Raw genomic sequence first — 20,770 nt, 5'->3', positions numbered from 1 at the left:
AAGTTTCCCCACTGTAATTATTCTTTCACTTCTTCAAGTGTCGTTTCTGATTGATCGGTAATTTCAAAAACTTGCCAAATTTCATCCGCACTTTTGGCTGATCGTAATTGTTTCAACACATTTTTATCAGTCAGTTTTTCTATTAATGATGCTAAAACTGGAATGTAGGTTTCACATTGATTTTCTGGAATCAGCAAGGCAAAGATTAAATCCACTGGTTTACCATCAAAAGCATCGTAATCAATCGGATTATCGAGTTGCATAAACACTGCGATTGCTTTATCTGATACTGTTACGGGGATTTTCGCTTTTGGCATTGCAATCCCATTTCCTAAACCAGAATTCCCCAGTTTTTCACGTTCAAAAAGGCATTCAAAACAGGCTTGTTCGCCTTGTTCTGCAAGGATTTGTTCTTCTACAAAATGCGCAATAGACTCAAATAATCGTTTTTTGCTAGAAAAACTAACGCCCTGACGAATATTCTCAGGGCTTAATAGTTCAGTTATTTTCATTTTTATAATTTGAATTGTTCGCCAAGATAAACGCGTTTAACCTGTTCATCGTTCATCACTTGTTCTGGTGTGCCTGTTGCGATAATTTTACCTGCGCCAACAATATAAGCACGTTCGCAAACATCAAGGGTTTCACGTACATTATGATCAGTAATCAAAACGCCTAATCCACGATTGCGCAAATCAGTAATAATTTTCTTAATATCGCTCACAGAAATAGGATCTACACCAGCAAAAGGTTCGTCTAATAGAATAAATTTTGGATTTGCTGCTAAGGCACGTGCGATTTCTACACGGCGACGTTCTCCGCCTGATAAGGCTTGCCCTAAATTATCTCGAATATGACTAATGTTAAATTCTTCAATTAATTCATCTGCTTTTTCGCGACGTTGTTGTGGGGTTAAATCTTTACGAATTTCCAATACCGCCATCAAATTTTCATAGACAGTCAAACGGCGAAAAATCGAGGCTTCTTGCGGTAAATAACCAATGCCACGTTGCGCGCGGTTATGCATTGGGAGCAAACTAATATCTTCGCCATCAATAACAATTTTACCTTGATCTTGGCGAACAAGCCCAACGACCATATAGAAAGTTGTTGTTTTACCTGCACCGTTTGGCCCGAGTAAACCAACAATTTCATTAGAGTTTACGGTTAAACTAACATCCGAAACAACTTTACGACTTTTGTAGCTTTTAGCTAAATTCTCTGCAGTCAAAATTGACATAGATTACTTCCCTTTAGCTTGTTGTAATTGAGATGGAATAAGAACTGTTGTTACCCGTGATTTTCCATTACCATTAGCTTTAAGTTGTTGTTTTTTCACATCATAGGTAATAACACTGCCATTAATTTTACTATCAAGCTGCTTTAATTCGGCATTGTTAGTTAATGTTAAAAATTCGTTACCAAGATCATAATGAACTTTATTTGCTTTTCCATCCACTGGCTTACCATTATCTAACTGTTGATGGAATGTGACTGGCGTGCCGAATGCTTCTACAGTTTCTTTTTTCCCTGATTTTTCAGCAGGACGAGTGATGACAACTTTATTTGCCTTGATAACAATAGACCCCTGTGTAATGACTACATTATCTGTGAATGTCACTACACTTTTTTCCATATCTAAGGATTGATTATCCGAAACAATATTTATCGGCTGATTAACATCATCTTTCAATGCAAAAGCTGAACTTGATGCTAATACCATCGTTGCAAGAAAAAGAATTTTATTGCTTACTAACTTCATAATATGTTTTTACCTGTTCCTTTAATGTCGCCACTTGTTGGCGTAAATTTCCGACTAATTTTAATCCTGTAGAACTAAAATTTTTACCCTTAATTTTAACCTGTGTTTCGGAAGTCATATCCTGTGTTTTCAAATTGACGACCGCTGATTCTGTTTCAATGCGTTGCAAACGTGAATCTGATGTTAAATTTTGCGCAACGACATTACCCTCTAAATACAATATTTGATCTTTTGTCAATCTTGCTTGATTTGCACTTAATTTCCAGCTTTGTGTGCTAAAAAAATCTACATTTTGATTGGCATTTTTTTCCTCTTCCTTTTCATTTGATGTTGTGGGATATAAATAAACTAAAGGCGCGGTAAAAAGGGTTTGTTCATTGACTGTATAATGCTCAATTTTATCGGATAAAGCCAAATATTGTTTTTTACCATCAGGGAAAAAAACCGTAGTTTCCATTTTATAACCCACATAATCAGGACTATCTGGCTTTTTCACCAGTTCAGATAAATCTGCGGTTTCCTGATTTAAGGAATAAAACCACGCCAAAGCACAAAGTGCGATAACGCCCAAAATTACATTCCAACGAATATTCATTTTTATTTCAATCACTTATCCACAAAGTGCGGATGAAAATTTCAATGTTTTTAATCTTCCAACATTAATACCTTGAGCATTTGATAAATTTCTCGATAGGCTTTCGATGGTTTATTTTGCTCCAGTTCTTTTTGTGCAGAACGAATCAGATTGCGTAGTTGCTGACGATCGCCATTAGGATAATCATTTAATAAATCTGTTAAAGCCACATCGCCTTTTTCCACCAATTCATCGCGCACTTTTTCGATTTTATGTAGCATAGCTTGTTGTTGGTTATGCTTATTTTCAATTTTATCTAAGGCTTCACGAATAGGCTCAACATCAATGCCTCGAAATAATTTGCCGATATATTGTAATTGACGGCGACGAGCTTCTTTTTGTAAACGCTGTGCAAGTTCAATGGCATCAAGTAAGGATTCATCAAGTGGGATTTTGGCAAGATTAGCTTTGGTTAAATTGACAATCTTTTCGCCAAGTTGTTTTAAATCTTCCGCATCGCGTTTGATTTCGCTTTTACTCACCCAAATAATTTCTTCTTGATCTTCATCTTCCCAATCGAAAACTTCTTTTTTCTTACGTTTTGCCATTTTTTATCCTTTATAAAAATTGGTGCACATTTTACCATAAACTTTGAAAATAAGATAAAATGTTGAAAATTTTTAATAGGAAAAAATAATGAAAACAGCTGAAAATTCAACCGCACTTTTAAAAGCACAAGAACAAGAATTACGTCAAGCCGTCAGTTTTGCAGTGGAGTTAGCAACGAAAGCTGGCGCAAGTGCAGAAGTCGCGGTCACAAAAGTGAGCGGTTTATCCGTATCTGCTCGTTTGCAAGAAATTGAAAACGTAGAATTTACTAATGATGGCGCATTGGGGATTTCTGTTTATATGGGACAACAAAAAGGCAATGCTTCTACTTCCGATCTAAGCGAAAGTGCAATTAAAAATGCGGTAGAAGCCGCACTTGCAATTGCAAAATACACTTCACCCGATGATTGCACAGGCCTTGCGGATAAGGATTTAATGGCTTTTAATGCGCCTGATTTAGAACTTTATCATGCTGCTGATGTGGATGTTGATAAAGCGACGGAATTGGCACTTCAAGCAGAACAAGCCGCTTTGCAAGCGGATAAACGCATCGTAAATAGCAACGGAGCAAGTTTTAATTCACATACAGGCGTGAAAGTTTATGGAAATAGCCATGGTATGTTGCAAAGTTATTTATCAAGCCGTTATTCCTTATCTTGTTCGGTTATTGGTGGCGTAGAAGATGCCTTAGAAAATGATTACGAATACACGATCTCTCGTGAATTTGACAAACTCCAATCGCCAATTTGGGTTGGCGAAAATTGTGCAAAGAAAGTCGTTTCTCGTTTAAATCCTCAAAAATTGAGTACACGAGAAGTGCCAGTTATTTTCTTAAATGATGTGGCAACTGGTCTTATTTCTCATTTTGCCGCTGCAATAAGTGGTGGCAGCTTATATAGAAAATCAAGTTTCTTACTCGATCATTTAGGTAAACAGGTCTTACCAGATTGGTTCAATATCAGTGAGAGACCACATTTATTACGCCGTTTAGCTTCTACGCCTTTTGATAGTGAGGGTGTTCGCACGCAAGATCGTGAAATTGTCGAAAACGGCATATTACAAACTTATTTAGTGACAAGTTACAGTGGTAAAAAACTTGGTATGCCGATCACTGGTCATGCTGGAGGCATTCACAACTGGCTTGTTAAGCCAAATTTAACGGGTGGATTGACCGCACTTTTACGTCAAATGGGAACAGGCTTACTCGTAACAGATGTTATGGGGCAAGGTGTCAATATTGTTACTGGCGATTATTCCCGTGGCGCATCAGGTTTTTGGGTGGAAAATGGGGAAATTCAATATCCCGTCGCCGAAATTACTATTGCGGGACAATTGCAAGATATGTTGAAGAATATGCTTGCTGTAGCGGATGATATAGAGCATCGTTCTAACATCCAAACGGGTTCTATTTTGTTAGATAAAATGAAAATTTCAGGAAATTAAGAATATTTTTGAAATTGAGAATAATTCTTATTGACAATGAATGAATATCTGTTACTATACGCACATCTGTTAAGCGATTGCAGGTTGCTCCAACAGGTAGAGTAGAAAGTAAATTCGTTAGGGTTCAAAAAGGCTGAAGGTTTAAACTTCAGCCTTTTTTTTGTAAAATAGCAAACGATTTTATCCCCTGTCATTTCATAAGGAAACACAATGAAAAAACACCACGTTGACGTTTTAATTTCAGAGAACGATGTTCATGCGCGTATTGTTGAATTAGGTGCTCAAATTACAAAATTTTATCAAGAAAAACAGATCGATAGCCTTGTTGTAGTGGGGCTTTTACGTGGTTCCTTTATGTTTATGGCGGATATTGTTCGTCAGATAAATTTACCTGTGGAAATTGAATTTATGACTACTTCAAGTTATGGCACTGGTATGACCACGAATCACGACGTTCGTATTACCAAAGATTTGGACGGCGATATAAAAGGTAAACACGTTTTAATTGTGGAAGATATTATTGATACGGGCTATACTTTGGAAAAAGTGCGTGATATTTTGAATTTGCGTGATCCTGCGAGCCTTGCAATTTGTACGTTACTTGATAAACCTTCTCGTCGGGAAGTGGAAGTGCCTGTTGAATGGATTGGTTTTGAAATTCCTGATGAATTTGTGGTGGGGTATGGTATCGATTACGCGCAACGCCATCGTAATTTAGGCTATATCGGTAAAGTTGTTTTAGAAGAATAATTTGATTTTATTGAAAAGTGCGGTTGAAATTTTAAATGAATTTTTAGCCGCACTTTTTTGTATTATTTCATTGCTATTTTCTCGATCACTTGCTAAATCTTTTTACAGCAAATACAGCCGTTATATTGATAATCTTGCTGGGGCAATTTTCTTATTTTTCGGCGGCTATTTAGTTTATTCAGGCGTGCTAGCCACTGCAGCCGCATTTTAATTACCAAAAAGTATAAAATATAACGAAAGAAAACTTGTTATTTTTACTGAAGTTGATAGTCTCCAAACACTTTAATCAGTTTTGGAGATTTTTTATGTTATTAGTCAATTTGGCGATATTTATTGCTTTTTTATTGCTGTTAGCACAGCTATATCGCAAAACCGAAAAATTAGGGCAAACGGTATTTATCGGTTTATTGCTCGGTTTGCTTTTTGGTGCGGTATTGCAATCCGCTTTTGAAAAACCTTTGTTAGACAAAACTTTAGATTGGATCAATGTGGTCAGTAACGGTTATGTTCGTTTATTGCAGATGATCGTGATGCCGTTGGTGTTCGTGTCGATTTTATCTGCTATCGCTCGTATCAATCAAACCAAATCATTGGGCAAAGTCAGCGTTGGCGTGTTATCCACCTTGCTGATTACCACCGCCGTTTCCGCTGCAATTGGGATTGCGATGGTGCATTTATTTGATGTGTCGGCGGCAGGATTAATCGTGGGCGATCGTGAATTAGCGGCTCAAGGCAAAGTGTTAGATAAAGCAGGGCAAGTGTCCAATTTAACTGTGCCTGCGATGTTGGTGTCCTTTATTCCGAAAAATCCTTTTGCTGATCTCACGGGTGCCAACCCAACGTCCATTATTAGTGTCGTAATTTTCTCAGCATTACTTGGCGTGGCGGCTTTGAGTTTAGGCAAAGAAGATCAAGCACTTGGCGAACGAATTGCACAAGGTGTAGAAACTTTAAACAAATTAGTGATGCGTTTGGTGCGTTTTGTGATTCACTTAACCCCTTACGGCGTGTTTGCGTTGATGATTAAAATGGCTGCCACCTCAAAATGGGCGGATATTGTCAATTTGGGCAATTTTATTGTGGCTTCTTACGCTGCTATTGCCTTAATGTTTGTGGTTCACGGCATTTTATTGTTCTTCGTCAAAGTCAATCCTGTGGATTACTACAAAAAAGTGTTGCCAACCTTAAGTTTTGCGTTTACATCTCGCTCAAGTGCGGCGACAATTCCGTTAAATATTGAAACGCAAACCGCAAAATTAGGTAACAGCAATGTCATCGCCAACTTTGCTGCCACATTCGGTGCCACTATCGGACAAAACGGCTGTGGCGGCATTTATCCAGCGATGCTTGCTGTAATGGTCGCCCCAATGGTCGGCATTGACCCTTTTAGCTTCAGCTACATTCTAACCTTAATTTTCGTGGTCGCCATTTCTTCATTCGGCATCGCAGGCGTAGGTGGCGGAGCCACATTCGCCGCTATCGTCGTGCTATCTACGTTAGGTTTACCACTGGAATTAATCGGTTTACTCATTTCCATCGAACCGCTCATCGATATGGGACGTACCGCACTTAACGTAAACGGTGCCATGGTGGCAGGCACGATTACGGATCGCTTGCTAAATAAGTAACTGGAAATCAATAAAAAAATCTGCAATTGAGAATTCAGTTGCAGATTTTTTATCGCTCAATACTTTTGACTAAAAAGTGCGGTGGTTTTTTTCAGTGTTTTATAACTTAAATCGATGAATAATTTGATTTGCGGAACCTCGCCAAACTAAACTTGGGTCAGCCTGTTCTTGAATAAACTTCCCATCAATTAACACATCAATATAAGGCAACATAGCACGTTGTTGTTCGTCTAATTCATCTAGCTTATAACCCGTCCAAACCCAGATGTCTTTATCGGGACATTCTCGTTTTACGCGTTGCACAAAGGGCAGTAATGTTTCTACGTTGCGCGGATGAAGTGGATCGCCACCTGAAAGCGTCAGACCTTGGCGTTTAATGCGTGTGTCTTTTAAATCATTGATGATTTGTTGTTCCATTACGTCATCAAATAATACACCTGCTGAAAATGACCAACTTTTTTGGTTGTAGCAACCTTTGCAAGCATGCGTACAGCCACTGACGAAAAGTGTGCATCTTGTTCCTTCGCCATTAATCACATCGGTCGGGTAGTATTGGAGGTAGTTCATTTCATAAAAATCCTGAAAATGTGGCTTAAATTCTCGCCAAATTCACCGCACTTTTGAATTAATCTTTGCAATACGGCGGTAATTTTTGCATAATAGCACGCAATCGCATTGCGATATCAATGGAAACCTTCTCGGTCTCTCGCAACGGTGTCTGGTTTACTCGGTCAGGTCTGGAAGGAAGCAGCCAAAGTCGGAATTACTGTGTGCCGAGAAGAAGCTGGGAAGGTTTCCGCCCAACTTCCTTTTCTCATACTCGCTCAATCAATCTTTTAAAGAAACCATTTTCTTTGGTGATTAAACTATTGTAATCGCCTTCTTCGATTAATCTTCCGTTATCAATTACACAAATTTTATCGAATTGTTCAATTGAACTGAGACGGTGAGTGACTATAATTAGGGTTTTATTGTCGGCATGTTGCAGAATTAAACGTAAAATTTGACGTTCAGTTTCGCGATCTAAGCCTTCTGTTGGTTCATCTAACAATAAAATTGGTGCATTATTGAGTAAAATACGCGCTAAACCTAAACGGCGTTGTTCCCCACCAGAAAGTGGACGACCGCCATCCCCAAGCCAAAGATTTAAACCTTTTCCTTCTTGCTCAAGTAATTTGCTTAAGCCAACTTGATGTAGTACTTCAATCATTTTTTCATCAGAAATTTTATCCGCACTTGCAAATTGTAAATTTTGACGAAGTGTATCGCTGAATACGTGAACACGTTGAGTTAAAAAACAAATTTGGCGGCGTAATGTTTCTTCTGAATAGGCGGAAATGGGTTTTTCTGCCAATAAAAGCTCACCTTGATTCGCATCATAATTGCGTACTAAAAGTTGAAGAAGTGAAGATTTTCCACTTCCAGTTTTGCCTAAAATAGCAATTTTTTTGCCCTGTTCTAAATCTAATGTAAGATTTTTTAATACGAGTGTTTCTTGTTCGGGATAGGAAAAATTTAAATTCTTCGCAGAAATTAACCGCACTTTTGTTTCAAATTCCTCGTTACCATTAAACTCAACAAGCGGTTTTTGCTCAATGATTTCGGTCACACGTTCTGCTGCCGCAATAACTTGACCTATATGTAAAAATGCTGCACCCAGTGGCATGATGATCTCAAAGGCTGCAAGTGCAGCAAAAGTGAAAAGTGCAATATAAGCCGTGCGGTATTCATCTGTGCCAAAATTGGCGTTACTTGCAAACCATAGCATTCCAGAAATCAACAAACCATTAAGAAAGAGAACAAGTGCGGTAGAAAATCCGCTTAATTTTGCTTCTTTGGCTTGATCTTCCTGCCATGTTTTTTCTGTGACTGACATTTTTTCTTTTAATCTATCTTCCGCATTAAATAATAAAAGCTCGGCTTGTGCTTGGATAAATTCTAAAAACTGGGTTCGATAGGTCGCACGTGCTTGGATTAAGCGTTCGCCAAATTGCTGTCCTAGTCGATAGAAAACAGTAGGGATAATTATTAATAAAATTAACAAAAATAAGCCTAAACCAAGTGCGAGTGGAATATTGATAAAGCTAAGTCCAATCGTTATGGCAATGATTACAAATACAGCAGTGAAAAATGGCGCAAGTAAACGTAAATAGAGGCTATCAAGGGTATCCACATCGGAAACTAAACGATTTAATAAATCGCTGTTGCGATAACGATTTAATACCGCTGGGCTTAAAGGAATGATTTTTTCAAATACTTGTACGCGTAATTTCGACAAAATGCGGAATGTTGCATCATGCGTCACTATTTTTTCAAAATAGCGCATGACGGTTCGTCCGATAGCTAAACCTCGCACACTGGCTGAAGGGTAGAAAAAGTTAAATAGCGTGCCTAGTCCTGCAATGGCTGTAGCGGCTAAAAACCAGCCTGAAACGGTAAGCAAGCTCATGCTGGATCCCAAGCCTAAAATCATCAGCACCAAGCCTAAAATAAGAGGAAATTTGGCGAATTTAAATAAACGTATAAACGGAAGTAATGTGTGCATTATTGGATATCCTGTTGTCGTTGAGCGAGTAGTTCAGCAAAGAAACCTTCATGTTGTAATTCGGTAAATTTACCTTGCTGTACTATTTCTCCTCGTTGCATCACAAAAATTTGATCACATTGTTTCAAATCTTCAATTCGGTGGGTAATCATCAGCGTAGTTTGATGCTGACTTGCTTCATTCAATGCTTGTAAAACAAGATTTTCTGATTGTGCATCTAGGCTTGCGGTTGGCTCATCGAGCAGAAGTAAATCGCCTTTGCGTAACAATGCCCGAGCAATGGCAAGGCGTTGCGCTTGTCCCACAGAAATGCCTAATCCACCATCTTTTATTTCGTGATGAAGTCCAAGTTTATCGGTAAATTCTTTCGCTTGAGAGCGTATTAACGCTTGATTAATTTCTTCATCGTTGGCTTGAATATTGCCAAGTAGTAAGTTTTCTTTAATTGTGCCTTGTAATAACAATGGATTTTGTCCTACCCACGCAATATGTTTGCGCCAGTCAGCTAGATTACTTTCGCGAAGTTCTTGCCCATTAATTTTAAGAGAGCCCTCATAAGGTAAAAAGCCCAAAATTACATTCATTAATGAGGTTTTCCCTGCGCCACTTTGTCCTACAAGCGCAACATTGTGATTTGCTGGAATTTGGAAGTTTAACGGCTTGGTTAATGCTGAACCCTGTGTCGAAAGCACCACTAAATTTTCGGCAGAAATTTCAACCGCACTTTCTAAAGAAATTGTTTTTTCATTTTGATGAACGGTTAAATAATCGGATTCTAAGAAATCAACAATGGCATCTGCGGCACCAATACCTGCTGCGCGGTCGTGGTAATAAGTGCCCAGATCGCGTAAGGGTTGATAAAATTCAGGTGCAAGAATTAAACAAAAGAAACCTGTGAAAAGTGTAAGCGGTGCATTATAGGTACCAAATTCAATTTGACCTAAGTAGCTAAAACCAAAATAGACCGCCATCAGTGCAATGGAAATAGAGGTAAAAAATTCCAATACGGCAGAAGAGAGAAAAGCGAGTTTTAGCACATCCATTGTGGTTTCACGGAAATCTTCAGTGGCATTTTCAATATGCTCAGTTTGTTCAGAAGTGCGGTTAAAAAGACGCAAGGTTTCCAAACCGCGTAAGCGATCTAAAAATTGGGCACTGAGGCGAGAAAGGGTATCCATATTTTTTTGGCTGTTGTCAGCCGCAGCAATACCGACAATGATCATAAACAGAGGAACAAGCGGTGCGGTAATCATTAAGATTAAGCCTGCCGCCCAGTTCAAGGGAAATACAGCAATGAAAATAACCACTGGAACAATGGCTGAAAGACTTTGTTGGGGCAGAAAACGGGCATAGAAATTATGTAAGTTTTCAACTTGTTCCAACATAATGCTTGCCCAACTTCCAGCTGGTTTTTGATTGATTGTCGCAGGGCCGACAAGATGGATTTTATCCAGAATTTTTTGACGAATATGGTTGCGTAATAATTGTCCGCTTTGGAAACCTATTTTTTCGCGTGCCCATAAAATAATAGCACGCATCCCGAAGCCGATAATTAGCCCGAGAAAATAAGGAATAAGTTCATCACGAGGCACATTTTGTATAATCAATTTATCGAGCAACGTCGCAAGAAAATAAGTTTGTGCGACTAAAATGAATGAAGAAAGCGTAGCTAAGACAATGTTCACACGCATTAATTTTTTGATAGGTTCTTGTTGTGCGCGAAGCCATTTTTGTAAATATTTTTGGCGAAGTTTGTTCATAGTTTTATCGTGATATAGAGAAAGTTCCCCTCTTTAAAAGAGGGGAATTGGTTAGAAGATTTATGCTTCTTGAGAGTCTAAATAGCGTTCTGCATCCAATGCTGCCATACAACCAGTTCCCGCGGAGGTAATGGCTTGGCGATAATTGTGATCCATGACATCGCCAGCTGCGAACACGCCTTCCACAGAAGTGGCTGTTGCATTTCCTTCAAGACCAGATTTTACAACGATATAGCCATTATTCAATTCTAGTTGCCCTTGGAAAATGTCCGTATTTGGCGAGTGACCAATCGCCACGAATAAACCATCTAATTTGAGTTCTTCTTTCTCCCCAGTTTTTGTGTTGGCTAAACGTAATCCGGTTACGCCCATGTTGTCACCCAACACTTCATCTAAAGTGCGGTCAGTATGAAGAACGATTTTCCCTTCTTCTACTTTTTTGTATAAACGGTCGATAAGGATTTTTTCCGCACGGAAGCTATCGCGACGGTGGATTAAATGCACTGTACTTGCAATATTGGCTAAGTAAAGCGCTTCTTCCACCGCTGTATTTCCACCACCAATTACACCGACTGGTTTATTACGATAAAAGAAACCATCACAGGTTGCACAAGCAGAAACGCCACGACCTTTGTAGTTTTCTTCTGAAGGTAAGCCAATATAGCGTGCAGAGGCACCCGTTGCGATAATTAACGCATCACAAGTGAAATTTTGCACATCGCCAAAAAGTTTGAATGGGCGAGAAGATAAATCTACGCGATTGATATGATCGAAGACGATTTCTGTTTCAAATTTTTCTGCATGTTGCAACATACGTTGCATTAAACCTGAACCAGTAGTCATCTCAAAATCGCCTGGCCAGTTCTCAATTTCATCTGTAGTGGTCAGCTGCCCACCTTGTTGCAAACCAGTCACCAATACTGGTTTTAAGTTTGCACGTGCTGCGTAAATGGCTGCTGTATAACCAGCAGGGCCTGAGCCTAAAATTAAAAGTTTTGCGTGTTTGGTATCTGACATAAAGAATCCTTGTTTGTAGTTAAGTAATAATATAATGCAATAAGTTGCATTTTACTGATTATAAACTTTTTGCTTAATAAAGCAGCGAATAAAGCAATCGACGAAATTTATTTGTCAGCGGATCAGCATTGCCCATTGCGCTTAAAATAGATAAAAATTGTTGTTTCACTTCGCCATTCTGCGCGCTTAAATCTGTTTTTAAAATGCCGAAAAGTAGTGTCAGTGCTTCTTCATTTCGTCCAGCTTGATGAAGTTGTACAGCAAGTTTTATTGCAATTTCAGCTGTTGGGTTTTTAGCATAATCAGCTTGTAATTGTTGGATTTCAGGTGTATCGGCTGCTTGAATTTGTAGCTCAATTTGTGCTTGTAATCCGTGCCAACGGCTATCACGATCTTGCAATGGAATTTGATTTAAAATTTCTTGTGCTGGCTCCGTTTTCTTCATTGCAATATAGGTTTCCGCATAGAGCAGGGCAATATCACTGTTTTTCTTATCAGAAAGTTCCCATGCATCTTTCAATAATGGCAATGCTGCCTCATAATTTTCTACTTGCAAGAAATCTAATGCTTGCTGGAATTTTAAATCTTCTTCTTTAGGTAAAATAATGCTTAATCGTTGGATTAATGACGCTTTATTAAGAGCTCCTGGAAATGCATCTAATGCCTGTGCTTCTTGAAACAAATAGGTAGTTGGCAATGCTTGGATGCGGAATTGTGCAGCAATCATTTGCTCTTTTTCACAATTTACTTTTCCAAGAACAAATTGCCCTTGATATTGTTCTGTAACTTGCTCAAGTAGTGCCAAAAAATCTGCCGATTCTTTATGTGTTGGCGCGTAAAAATTGATGACAAGTGGTTTTTCTAAGGATTGTTGCAGTATTTCAGTAAGATTTTGTTCGTTGATCTCAACGATAAAAGGAAAATCAGCCATGTTTTATCCTTGTGAAAAAAATAATGGCTGATTTTAGCAAAGTGCGGAAGATTTTAGAAACGTTTTACCATTTCGATTATTAAGCAAGTTTTTCTATGATTAGTTTCGCCATCATTTCAATATGTGCATGCTCTACATTAAGTGCGGGAATATATTGATAAGATTGCCCGCCATTTTTTAGAAAATTTTCTCGATTTTCTTTGTCAATTTCTTCAATGGTTTCTAAACAATCTACGGAGAAACCCGGGCAAATAACGGCAATTTTTTGAATGTTCTGTGTTGCAGCTGATTCTAAAAATTTATCGGTGTAAGGCTGTAGCCATTCTTCACGCCCAAAGCGCGATTGAAACGTCATTCCCCATTGGTTTTCTGTTAAGCCTAGCTTATTAACAACTGCAATAGTCGTTTGTTTACAATGTTCACGATAATAATCGCCCATTTTTTCATAACGCAGAGGAATACCGTGATAAGAAAATAGTAAAAACTCATCAGATTTTAACCTCACTTTTATGGAGTTTGCTAAGGCGTTAATGTAATTTTCATCAATATGATAAGAATGGATGAAATCAAAAGGCACTAATCCTCGTTCTTCTTTAAGGGCATTAGCGAAAGCATCAAATACTGCGCCCGTGGTTGAGCTAGAGTATTGCGGATAAAGAGGCAAAACAATAATTCGCTCAACTTGATTTTTAAGCAAGTTCTTCACCGCACTTTGTATTGATGGATTGCCGTACGTCATGGCAATTTCTACTTGTGTATCGATATTTTGCTTATCTAAATAGGCTTGCAATGCGTCTTTTTGTTGTCTTGAAATGGCAAGTAAAGGCGAGCCTTGCGCTGTCCAAATGGCTTGATAATTTTTGGCGATACGTTTTGAACGCAATGGCAAAATAATGGCTTTAAGTAGTGGATACCATTTGCAACGGGGTAAATCTACCACGCGAGGATCCGTTAAAAATTGCCATAAATAACGGCTGATTGACTTCGGTGTCGGGCTATCTGGTGTGCCTAGATTGGCAAGTAATACGCCGATTTTTGCGGATTTTGTCATAAATTGATTACGGAAAGGGTTAATCTAGAAACACAACAAAGTTTATTCTCTTCTGTGTGGATGTCAATTTGCCAAACTTGGATATTTCTGCCCAAATTAATTGGCGTGGCTCTCGCAGTCACTTTACCTGAACGAACAGGGCGAAGATGATTGGCGTTAATATCCAATCCAACCGCAGTTTTGCCTTCTTCTAAACAAAGCGAACCCGCAAGGGAACCAATTGTTTCAGCTAAAGCAACCGAAACCCCGCCATGTAATAAGCAAAACGGCTGCATAGTACGATGATCCACTGGCATTGTCGCTTCAATCCAATCCTCGCCAAACGCAGAAATTTCAATGCCAAGATGGCTAACTGCACTGTTGGAGCAGAGTTGATTTAAGTTTTTGAGCGTGAAGTTTTTTTGCCAAATCATGATGTTCCTTTCATTACGCTAAAATTTCTAATAATGCCTGCACAGGGTGTTTTAACACCACATGTTCATAACGTTTTACCTGACTGCGGCAAGAATAACCAGTTGCTAAACAAAAGTGCGGATCTTTTTCATGCAGTTTTTTATGCCAGGATACATCGTAGATTTCTCGGCTCATTTTTTGATTTTGCACTTCATGTCCAAATACACCAGCCATACCGCAACATCCTACTTTTTCTACATTAAGTTGTTGTCCAAATCTTCCAAAAATTTCTTGCCATTCTTTTGGACTATTCGGCATAAAAGTAGATTCCGTACAATGCGGGAATAAATACCAATCGAAAGTGCGGTCAGTTTTGGCGATGTTTTTTAACTTCTCTTGTAAATCCGCATTTTGTAATCTTTGTTTTAACCATTCGTGTGCGGTGAGAACGTGAAAGTCGCCCCGTTTTTCTTGTAGTGCTTCTTTGTATTCGTCTCGATAAGATAGCACGATGGCTGGATCAACGCCTACAAGTGGAATGCCTAATTTTGCCATTCGATTTAAAAACTCGGCTTGGTTTTGTGCTGTTTTGCTAAAGCGTTTTAAGAAACCTTTAATGTGCATTGCTTTGCCGTTTGGTTTAAATGGCAACAGAATTGGTGTAAAGCCTAATTCCTGCGTAAGCATAACAAAATCGCGTACCACTTTCGCATCATAGTAAGAGGTATAAGGATCTTGCACAATAAATAAAATATCGGTTTTTTCTACCGCACTTAGACTTTCCAATTCTTCCAAGGATTTGCCTTGATAATGAATTTCCACCAGCTGTTGTTGCAAATTGGGTTCAGAAAGCAAGGGCAAATCGGTCATGCCTAGCGTTTTTTCCACTAATGTTTGCGTGACTTTCAGCTTGGTAAAATAATTAAAGAATTTTGCCTGTTTTGCCATATAAGGCGCAGCGATTTCTAAATTTGCCACAACGTGGTCTTTTGCGGGGCGTAAGTAGCGGCTGTGATAGAAATGAAAGAATTTCGCGCGGAAACTTGGCACATCGATTTTAATCGGGCATTGGCTCGCACAGGCTTTACAAGCAAGGCAAGTATCCATTGCGGCTTTTACTTCGTGAGAAAAATCATAATTGCCTCGCCATTTTTGAACCGTATTGCTGAGTCTTTTTACAAGTGCGGTTAGTTTTATTTCTGTTTTACGGAAGTCTAATTGTTCGGACGAAACATTTTCATTCGCCATCAATCGAAGCCATTCTCGAACCATGGCTGCACGACCTTTCGGCGAAAATACACGGTTTTTACTGACTTTCATCGATGGGCACATAATGCTGTGTTCATCAAAATTGAAACATAAGCCGTTTCCATTGCAGTTCATCGCACCCTTAAATTCATCACGCACTTGGATAGGAATTTGGCGATCCTTATCAGCTCGCATCGGCGAAAGAATAGAATAAAGTTCCTCTTTGGAATCCAAAGGTGTACAGATTTTGCCAGGATTTAAGCGATTGTTCGGATCGAATAAGGTTTTGATATAACGAAGTTCGTGCCAGAGTTCTGGGGTAAAGAATTTTTCGCCGTAATGGGAACGCACGCCTTTTCCATGTTCTCCCCAAAGTAATCCACCATATTTAATCGTAAGTTCTGCCACTTCATCTGAAATTTGTTTGAATAATTTCACTTGTTCTTTATCGCATAAATCAAGCGCAGGGCGAACGTGTAACACACCAGCATCCACGTGCCCAAACATGCCGTATTGTAAATTGTGCTGGTCTAATAAAGCGCGAAATTCACTGATGTAATCCGCAAGATTTTCTGGGGGGACACAAGTATCTTCCACGAAAGGAATCGGTTTGGCAGCACCTTTTGCATTACCAAGTAAGCCCACGGCTTTTTTTCGCATTGCATAAATACGTTCAATAGAAGGTAAATCAGAACAAACTTGATAGCCAATAATGTGATCTTGGTTGTGTTCGATTTTTTCATCAAGTGAGCGACAAAGTGCGGTGACTTGGCGGTCTATTTTTTCTTTATTATTACCAGCAAATTCCACAATATTTAATCCGAGGATTGGATCTTCTTCATCTTCTGTCAGAAGTTCATTCACAGAGTGCCAAATAATATCTTGTTTGGCGAGGTTTAAGACTTTGGAATCAACAGTTTCCACAGAAAGCGCATTGGCTTTGACCATAAAAGGTGCATTGCGTAATGCCGCATCAAAAGAACGATATTTAATATTGATGAGCGTGCGATACTGCGGAATTGGCAGAAGATTGAGTTTGGCTTCGCAAATAAATGCGAGAGAACCTTCAGAACCAGTGAGAATTCTCGTAAGATTAAATTCACTTTCATCTTCATTGAATACATTTTTGAGATCGTATCCCGTTAAAAAACGGTTAAGTTGTGGCAAATCTTTAATGATTGCCGCTCTTTTTTCTTTGCAGTGTTGTGCGATTGTTTGATGGAGCTTTTTGCTACTATCGCTTAATTCAAGCACATAAATGTTTTCTAAAACATCAACAGAATTGACCGCACTTGTATCTAAAATTTCGCCATTTATTAATACTGCACGTAACGCCAAAACGTGATTAGAGGTTTTACCATATTGCAATGAGCCTTGCCCAGAGGCATCCGTATTAATCATTCCGCCTAAAGTCGCTCGGTTGCTGGTGGACAGTTCTGGGGCAAAGAATAAGCCATGTGGTTTTAAAAATTGATTAAGTTGATCTTTTACTACGCCTGCTTGTACTCGAACCCAGCATTCTTTTACATTGAGTTCTAAAATGGCAGTCATATGACGAGAAAGATCCACTATTATATTGTTATTAAGGGATTGACCATTAGTGCCAGTGCCACCGCCGCGAGGCGTAAAGCTGATCGATTGATATTCAGGTAAATTTGCCAATTTGGTTATACGCACTATATCAGCTACAGTTTTCGGAAAAAGAATCGCTTGTGGAAGTTGTTGATAAACGCTGTTATCCGTAGCCAGGCTTAATCTATCCGAATAATTTGTCGCAATATCTCCCTCAAAATGTTGGCGTTGAAGATCATTAAGATAATCAAGTACATATTGTTCAATTTGAGGAATGCGATTTAGACTTGGCAACATAGTATTTAACTCATTTGAAGGTAAAACGGCAGGTTCTTGATAATATCTTAAGGTGCGAACAATGTCGAATTAGATTTTAAGCGTTTTGGGGAGGCATTTTATGGAGTGAATTTAGTCAAGAAAATGATGTTGTTTGATTAAATAATAGTCAAAACACTCAAAAGAATTTGATCTTTTCAATTTTTATAGGATAATAAGTGCACTTTTGAACGTTCCTTTGGGGTAAACATAAGCAAAGGAATTGAATTTGTCAAAAGGTAGCAATGAGGCAAATTCAAACCCTCGTTAAGTGACTGTTTAGAAGATAACTTTGATTAAAAGTTCGGTCTAAACGGGAATAATTTTTTATTACTATTCGATGACTAAATAGAGGACATCAAAATGAAAAAAACTGCAATCGCATTAGTAGTTGCTGGCTTAGCAGCAGCTTCAGTAGCTCAAGCAGCTCCACAAGAAAATACCTTCTACGCTGGTGTTAAAGCTGGTCAAGGATCTTTCCATGATGGTATTAACAATAATGGCGCAATTAAAGAGGATTTAACATCTGCTAGTTATGGTTACAGACGCAATACTTTCACTTATGGTGTATTTGGTGGTTACCAAATTTTAAATCAAGATAATTTTGGTTTAGCTGCTGAATTAGGTTACGACAATTTTGGTCGAGCAAAACTTCGTTTAGCAGGAAAACCTAAAGCTAAACATACTAACCACGGTGCGCACTTAAGCTTAAAAGGCAGCTATGAAGTGTTAGACGGTTTAGATGTTTATGGCAAAGCAGGTGTTGCTTTAGTACGTTCTGATTATAAATTTTATGAAGATGCAAACGGTACTCGTGACCACAAGAAAGGTCGTCACACAGCACGTGCCTCTGGTTTATTTGCAGTAGGTGCAGAATACGCAGTATTACCAGAATTAGCAGTTCGTTTAGAATACCAATGGCTAACTCGCGTAGGTAAATACCGCCCTCAAGATAAACCAAATACCGCAATTAACTACAACCCTTGGATTGGTTCTATCAATGCGGGTATTTCTTACCGTTTCGGTCAAGGCGAAGCACCAGTTGTTGCAGCACCTGAAATGGTAAGCAAAACTTTCAGCTTAAATTCTGATGTAACTTTCGCATTTGGTAAAGCAAACTTAAAACCTCAAGCACAAGCAACATTAGACAGCGTCTATGGCGAAATTTCACAAGTTAAAAGTGCAAAAGTAGCTGTTGCTGGTTACACTGACCGTATTGGTTCTGACGCGTTCAACGTAAAACTTTCTCAAGAACGTGCAGATTCAGTAGCTAACTACTTTGTTGCTAAAGGTGTTGCAGCAGACGCAATCTCTGCAACTGGTTACGGTGAAGCAAACCCAGTAACTGGCGCAACTTGTGACCAAGTTAAAGGTCGTAAAGCACTTATCGCTTGTCTTGCTCCAGACCGTCGTGTAGAAATCGCAGTAAACGGTACTAAATAATTTTAGTCGTTTAACGAAAGATTAAATACAGGAAAAGGCTTAAACTTCGGTTTAGGCCTTTTGTTTTAAATGAAACTAAAACCAAGCATTTTAATCAAGTTTTAACTTGTGATAGAATGCTTACCTCGTTTATTTATAGGAAACATTATGGAAACCTTAGACAAGATCAAAAAGCAAATTAGTGAAAACCCCATTCTTATTTATATGAAAGGTTCGCCAAAATTTCCATCTTGTGGTTTTTCTGCTCGTGCATCTGAGGCATTAATGAATTGCAAAGTGCCTTTTGGTTATGTAGATATTTTGCAACATCCAGATATTCGTGCTGAGTTACCAACATATGCAAATTGGCCAACTTTCCCACAATTATGGGTTGAGGGAGAATTAGTTGGTGGTTGCGATATTATTTTAGAAATGTATCAAGCAGGCGAATTGCAAACTTTATTAGCTGAAGTGGCAGCAAAACACGCTTAATTACATTAGAAAAATAAAACCCGCAATAAGCGGGTTTTTTATATAATAAATTTACCTTTCATTATTGAATAATAGATTAAGCAAACTTTAATACCTTAGAAAGTGCGGTAAAAAATTTATCGTTTTCTTCAGGTAAACCAATACTTATGCGTAAATGATTTGGCATACCATAACCAGCAATTGGGCGAACAATTACACCTTCTCGTAACAACGCATCATAAATCGAAGTGGCAGGTTGTTTGAAATCAATGGTTATAAAATTTCCTTTAGAGGGAATATAATCCAATTGATTTTTTTGACAAAAGTCTTCATAACGTCGCATTTCTACTCGATTATTTTCAGCGACTTTTTCAACAAATTCATCATCATTCATTACGGCAACGGCAGCGGTTAATGCCAAAGAATTACAATTAAATGGTTGTCTAACTCGATTTAATAAATCTGCGATTTCAGAATTAGATACCGCATAACCAATGCGTAAACCTGCCAAGCCATAGGCTTTAGAAAGAGAGCGTGAAATAATTAAGTTTGAATATTTTTTTAATAAACTGAAAGAGTTTACTCGTTCTTCAGCTTTGGTAAATTCCGTGTAGGCTTCATCTAATACCACGATTACATTTTGAGGGACTTTTGCTAAAAAATCTTCAATTTCTTGCGATGTTAAAAAATTACCCGTTGGATTATTGGGATTAGCAATGTAAACGAGCTTTGTTTTATCAGAAAGTGCGGTCAAAAATCCTTGTAAATTATGCCCCCAATTTTTAGCTGGAATTTCTTTTGCAATTGCATTAATCGCTTTAGTTACTAAAGGATAAACAATAAAGGCATATTGTGAATAAATGATTTCATCGCCTTCCGTTGCGAAAGTGTGAGCAAAAAGTTCTAATAAATCATTTGAGCCATTTCCAAGCGTAATTTGATTCGGTTGAACGCCAAATTTTTTTGCGATAGTTTGTTTTAGTTCAAAGCCATTCGCATCTGGATAACGAGTTAGTTTATCTAATTGTTCAAAAATTGCTTTTTTTGCACTTTCTGGAAAACCAAATGGGTTTTCGTTTGAGGCAAGTTTAACGATATTGGAAATACCAAGTTCTCGTTCTAATTCTTCAATAGGTTTGCCTGCTTGATAAGGGGATAAGGATTTTACGCCACGATTGGCAATTTTGATGTACTGCATAGTTTTATTTATAAATATTGATGTGGGTTAGTATGAATTTTCAAATAAATGTGAGCATAGTAAATGCGCCCATTGAAAATG

General features: G+C 38.4%; 20 protein-coding genes and 1 other RNA gene. 7 read left to right on the top strand and 14 right to left on the bottom strand.

Going from position 1 to position 20,770, the window contains the following annotated elements:
• Positions 1-17: 17 nt before the first annotated feature.
• From ptsN to yjgA, 5 genes are read right to left on the bottom strand one after another with little or no spacing between them, the layout of a single operon-like run.
• Positions 18-512 carry a PTS IIA-like nitrogen regulatory protein PtsN gene (gene ptsN, locus HMPREF2813_RS03600; protein WP_005647568.1) on the bottom strand — a complete coding sequence of 165 codons (495 nt, stop codon included), beginning with the start codon at positions 510-512 and terminating at the stop codon, positions 18-20.
• Positions 513-514: 2 nt separating this feature from the next.
• Positions 515-1,240 carry an LPS export ABC transporter ATP-binding protein gene (gene lptB / locus HMPREF2813_RS03595; protein WP_005647567.1) on the bottom strand — a complete coding sequence of 242 codons (726 nt, stop codon included), beginning with the start codon at positions 1,238-1,240 and terminating at the stop codon, positions 515-517.
• Positions 1,241-1,243: 3 nt separating this feature from the next.
• Entirely contained in the window at positions 1,244-1,762 is a 519-nt protein-coding gene (gene lptA / locus HMPREF2813_RS03590; protein WP_005693464.1) for a lipopolysaccharide transport periplasmic protein LptA, read from the bottom strand.
• Entirely contained in the window at positions 1,743-2,357 is a 615-nt protein-coding gene (gene lptC / locus HMPREF2813_RS03585) for an LPS export ABC transporter periplasmic protein LptC (protein ID WP_005647563.1), read from the bottom strand. The genes lptA and lptC overlap by 20 nt, the downstream gene beginning before the upstream one ends.
• Positions 2,358-2,407: 50 nt before the next feature.
• A complete protein-coding gene (gene yjgA, locus HMPREF2813_RS03580) occupies positions 2,408-2,944 on the bottom strand; it encodes a ribosome biogenesis factor YjgA (protein ID WP_005651852.1) in 537 nt (178 codons plus the stop codon).
• 88 nt (positions 2,945-3,032) lie between these two features.
• Between yjgA and pmbA the strand changes: the two genes are divergently transcribed.
• From pmbA to HMPREF2813_RS03560, 4 genes are all read left to right on the top strand, one after another.
• Complete coding sequence (pmbA, locus tag HMPREF2813_RS03575) at positions 3,033-4,388, top strand: metalloprotease PmbA (protein ID WP_005667486.1); 1,356 nt, start codon at positions 3,033-3,035, stop codon at positions 4,386-4,388.
• Positions 4,389-4,598: 210 nt separating this feature from the next.
• Entirely contained in the window at positions 4,599-5,138 is a 540-nt protein-coding gene (hpt, locus tag HMPREF2813_RS03570; protein ID WP_042602022.1) for a hypoxanthine phosphoribosyltransferase, read from the top strand.
• 1 nt (position 5,139) lies between these two features.
• Positions 5,140-5,349 (top strand): LysE family translocator, encoded by a 210-nt coding sequence (locus HMPREF2813_RS03565; protein WP_015702086.1) that lies wholly within the window; start codon positions 5,140-5,142, stop codon positions 5,347-5,349.
• Between the two features lie 94 nt (positions 5,350-5,443).
• Positions 5,444-6,766, top strand: a complete 1,323-nt coding sequence (locus tag HMPREF2813_RS03560; RefSeq protein WP_048946876.1) for an L-cystine transporter — start codon at positions 5,444-5,446, stop codon at positions 6,764-6,766.
• 99 nt (positions 6,767-6,865) lie between these two features.
• Here the strand turns inward: HMPREF2813_RS03560 and nrdG are convergent, their stop codons facing one another.
• On the bottom strand, positions 6,866-7,333 hold the full coding sequence (nrdG, locus tag HMPREF2813_RS03555) for an anaerobic ribonucleoside-triphosphate reductase-activating protein (protein ID WP_005661333.1): 468 nt from the start codon (positions 7,331-7,333) through the stop codon (positions 6,866-6,868).
• 128 nt (positions 7,334-7,461) lie between these two features.
• Here nrdG and ffs point away from each other — a divergent pair.
• Positions 7,462-7,560: signal recognition particle sRNA small type (gene ffs, locus HMPREF2813_RS03550), an RNA gene on the top strand.
• A gap of 20 nt (positions 7,561-7,580) precedes the next feature.
• On the opposite strand, the gene cydC is transcribed toward ffs, so the two are convergent.
• The 7 genes from cydC to HMPREF2813_RS03515 all read right to left on the bottom strand — a co-directional run bounded on the left by cydC (position 7,581) and on the right by HMPREF2813_RS03515 (position 17,580).
• Positions 7,581-9,311, bottom strand: a complete 1,731-nt coding sequence (gene cydC / locus HMPREF2813_RS03545; protein ID WP_014550924.1) for a heme ABC transporter ATP-binding protein/permease CydC — start codon at positions 9,309-9,311, stop codon at positions 7,581-7,583.
• Entirely contained in the window at positions 9,311-11,071 is a 1,761-nt protein-coding gene (cydD, locus tag HMPREF2813_RS03540) for a heme ABC transporter permease/ATP-binding protein CydD (RefSeq protein WP_014550923.1), read from the bottom strand. Before cydD ends, cydC begins: the two co-directional genes overlap by 1 nt.
• Positions 11,072-11,131: 60 nt before the next feature.
• Entirely contained in the window at positions 11,132-12,088 is a 957-nt protein-coding gene (trxB, locus tag HMPREF2813_RS03535; protein WP_014550922.1) for a thioredoxin-disulfide reductase, read from the bottom strand.
• 73 nt (positions 12,089-12,161) lie between these two features.
• Positions 12,162-13,019: a co-chaperone YbbN gene (locus tag HMPREF2813_RS03530; RefSeq protein ID WP_014550921.1), complete on the bottom strand. Its 858-nt coding sequence runs from the start codon at positions 13,017-13,019 to the stop codon at positions 12,162-12,164.
• Between the two features lie 79 nt (positions 13,020-13,098).
• Positions 13,099-14,070: a ferrochelatase gene (gene hemH, locus HMPREF2813_RS03525; RefSeq protein ID WP_014550920.1), complete on the bottom strand. Its 972-nt coding sequence runs from the start codon at positions 14,068-14,070 to the stop codon at positions 13,099-13,101.
• Positions 14,067-14,483, bottom strand: coding sequence for a hotdog fold thioesterase (locus HMPREF2813_RS03520; protein ID WP_014550919.1), 417 nt, complete (start codon positions 14,481-14,483; stop codon positions 14,067-14,069). The genes hemH and HMPREF2813_RS03520 overlap by 4 nt, the downstream gene beginning before the upstream one ends.
• Positions 14,484-14,496: 13 nt before the next feature.
• Positions 14,497-17,580, bottom strand: a complete 3,084-nt coding sequence (locus HMPREF2813_RS03515; protein ID WP_014550918.1) for a D-2-hydroxyglutarate dehydrogenase YdiJ — start codon at positions 17,578-17,580, stop codon at positions 14,497-14,499.
• A 381-nt stretch (positions 17,581-17,961) separates the two neighbouring features.
• On the opposite strand from HMPREF2813_RS03515, the gene ompA reads away from it, so the two are divergent.
• Complete coding sequence (ompA, locus tag HMPREF2813_RS03510; RefSeq protein WP_070646977.1) at positions 17,962-19,041, top strand: porin OmpA; 1,080 nt, start codon at positions 17,962-17,964, stop codon at positions 19,039-19,041.
• 147 nt (positions 19,042-19,188) lie between these two features.
• The gene (grxD, locus tag HMPREF2813_RS03505) at positions 19,189-19,512 is read left to right on the top strand and encodes a Grx4 family monothiol glutaredoxin (RefSeq protein WP_014550916.1); all 324 of its coding nucleotides are present in this window, start codon (positions 19,189-19,191) and stop codon (positions 19,510-19,512) included.
• Positions 19,513-19,588: 76 nt separating this feature from the next.
• Here grxD and hisC read toward each other — a convergent pair whose 3' ends face one another.
• Entirely contained in the window at positions 19,589-20,689 is a 1,101-nt protein-coding gene (gene hisC / locus HMPREF2813_RS03500; protein ID WP_014550915.1) for a histidinol-phosphate transaminase, read from the bottom strand.
• Between the last annotated feature and the right edge of the window lie 81 nt (positions 20,690-20,770).

The organism is Haemophilus sp. HMSC066A11 (genome assembly GCF_001811665.1).
Taxonomy (GTDB): Bacteria; Pseudomonadota; Gammaproteobacteria; order Enterobacterales; family Pasteurellaceae; genus Haemophilus; species Haemophilus influenzae.
This window is presented reverse-complemented; position numbering and strand designations above follow the sequence as displayed.

Coding starts and splice junctions, on each gene's coding strand:
- cydD (WP_014550923.1), bottom strand. CDS start 11,071: ATGAACAAACTTCGCCAAAAATATTTACAAAAATGGCTTCGCGCACAA.
- hisC (WP_014550915.1), bottom strand. CDS start 20,689: ATGCAGTACATCAAAATTGCCAATCGTGGCGTAAAATCCTTATCCCCT.
- HMPREF2813_RS03520 (WP_014550919.1), bottom strand. CDS start 14,483: ATGATTTGGCAAAAAAACTTCACGCTCAAAAACTTAAATCAACTCTGC.
- lptC (WP_005647563.1), bottom strand. CDS start 2,357: ATGAATATTCGTTGGAATGTAATTTTGGGCGTTATCGCACTTTGTGCT.
- nrdG (WP_005661333.1), bottom strand. CDS start 7,333: ATGAACTACCTCCAATACTACCCGACCGATGTGATTAATGGCGAAGGA.
- HMPREF2813_RS03515 (WP_014550918.1), bottom strand. CDS start 17,580: ATGTTGCCAAGTCTAAATCGCATTCCTCAAATTGAACAATATGTACTT.
- hpt (WP_042602022.1), top strand. CDS start 4,599: ATGAAAAAACACCACGTTGACGTTTTAATTTCAGAGAACGATGTTCAT.
- lptA (WP_005693464.1), bottom strand. CDS start 1,762: ATGAAGTTAGTAAGCAATAAAATTCTTTTTCTTGCAACGATGGTATTA.
- cydC (WP_014550924.1), bottom strand. CDS start 9,311: ATGCACACATTACTTCCGTTTATACGTTTATTTAAATTCGCCAAATTT.
- ompA (WP_070646977.1), top strand. CDS start 17,962: ATGAAAAAAACTGCAATCGCATTAGTAGTTGCTGGCTTAGCAGCAGCT.
- HMPREF2813_RS03530 (WP_014550921.1), bottom strand. CDS start 13,019: ATGGCTGATTTTCCTTTTATCGTTGAGATCAACGAACAAAATCTTACT.
- pmbA (WP_005667486.1), top strand. CDS start 3,033: ATGAAAACAGCTGAAAATTCAACCGCACTTTTAAAAGCACAAGAACAA.
- hemH (WP_014550920.1), bottom strand. CDS start 14,070: ATGACAAAATCCGCAAAAATCGGCGTATTACTTGCCAATCTAGGCACA.
- HMPREF2813_RS03560 (WP_048946876.1), top strand. CDS start 5,444: ATGTTATTAGTCAATTTGGCGATATTTATTGCTTTTTTATTGCTGTTA.
- ptsN (WP_005647568.1), bottom strand. CDS start 512: ATGAAAATAACTGAACTATTAAGCCCTGAGAATATTCGTCAGGGCGTT.
- lptB (WP_005647567.1), bottom strand. CDS start 1,240: ATGTCAATTTTGACTGCAGAGAATTTAGCTAAAAGCTACAAAAGTCGT.
- trxB (WP_014550922.1), bottom strand. CDS start 12,088: ATGTCAGATACCAAACACGCAAAACTTTTAATTTTAGGCTCAGGCCCT.
- yjgA (WP_005651852.1), bottom strand. CDS start 2,944: ATGGCAAAACGTAAGAAAAAAGAAGTTTTCGATTGGGAAGATGAAGAT.
- grxD (WP_014550916.1), top strand. CDS start 19,189: ATGGAAACCTTAGACAAGATCAAAAAGCAAATTAGTGAAAACCCCATT.